This is a genomic window from Carboxylicivirga linearis (genome assembly GCF_018271995.1).
Classification (GTDB): Bacteria; Bacteroidota; Bacteroidia; order Bacteroidales; family Marinilabiliaceae; genus Carboxylicivirga; species Carboxylicivirga linearis.
Genome location: NZ_JAGUCO010000093.1, coordinates 1 through 1,082, shown reverse-complemented (window position 1 = coordinate 1,082; position 1,082 = coordinate 1). Strand labels below are relative to the sequence as shown.

General features: G+C 37.7%; 2 protein-coding genes. Both read left to right on the top strand.

Translation table 11 applies throughout. The annotated features are described in order from the left end of the window. Window positions 1-53 precede the first annotated feature (53 nt). Window positions 54-404, top strand: a complete 351-nt coding sequence (locus tag KEM10_RS23750; RefSeq protein ID WP_212220863.1) for a J domain-containing protein — start codon at window positions 54-56, stop codon at window positions 402-404. Window positions 405-554: 150 nt separating this feature from the next. Then, window positions 555-1,082: hypothetical protein (locus KEM10_RS23745; RefSeq protein ID WP_212220860.1), on the top strand; the 528-nt coding region annotated here is incomplete at its 3' end.

Below are 1,082 nucleotides of genomic sequence, written 5' to 3'. Positions count from 1 at the left end.
CTTCTCTTAATCTTGGAACATTTTTGTATTACACTTGAAGAATTTGAACAGCTATGAAGTATTTCTTAGGTATAACCGATATTGAACAAGCCAAACTACGTTACAGAAAATTAGCAAAGCAACTTCACCCTGATGGCGGAGGAACTTCAGTTGACTTTCAGGAAATGCATGCCGAATACAAAGAATTTCTTTTAAGGTTACAGCAAAACCCAAAGGTCATTAATGCCTCATCTAAAGGTATATCGGCAGAAAATGAATTGATAAACGAATTGAGTAAGCTTGCCAAAATTCTGATTAAAAAACAAGTGCCTCAGAATTACTTACAGCAGAAAATGTATAAAACGAAATCAACCTTAAAGAAAACATTGATTAGTCACGTAGTTGATATTTTGAATGAATTATAAATGGGACTTGTTTTATTCTTTTGTAAGAATGGTTTGATAAGTCGGCACACCACCGACTTTTTTTTCTCATTTTTTGACAAATTTCTTCAAAAACTTACAAACTCTTTCAAGTACCGTTAAACCCCAACAGCCCCACCATAAGCCTACTATATGTTTGTTTCTATTATGGAAGCAAGCACAAAGAAAATATTAGGCACATTAGCAGTTGTAGCAGCCGTTGGAGGTGGTTTCTACCTCATTAAAAAAGGCAAAAAGCTTCTTGCCGGAGCAAAAATGAACTTTGCTCTTTTAGGATTCCGTATCCACAAGATGAACTTACAGGAAGTTCAGTTTGCCGTAAAGCTTCGTTGCTACAATCCCACTAAAGCACCCATCACATTAGCCGTTAACCAGGTTGTTGCAAATTACAAAGGTTCGGCAGTCGCTTACTCTACTCCCGATATTAAAGGACTTACCATTGGTGCAGGCAAAACACAAGAGCCTGAAATCGTTTTTCAAGTGCCATACATGAACCTTATGGGTAAAGGTCTTACTCTTTCCGTGCTTTCCAATACTCAGCAACTTAAAGCTGATATGACTTTCGCCATGACCATCAGCGTTAATGGCGAAACTCTTACTACCACGCAATCATTATCAGAGGACGAAAATATGAACGGATTAGCATTGGGCGAATTGGGC

Bases quoted from the DNA above. Each gene is read 5' to 3' on its own strand.
- KEM10_RS23750 (WP_212220863.1), top strand. From the start codon at position 54: ATGAAGTATTTCTTAGGTATAACCGATATTGAACAAGCCAAACTACGT.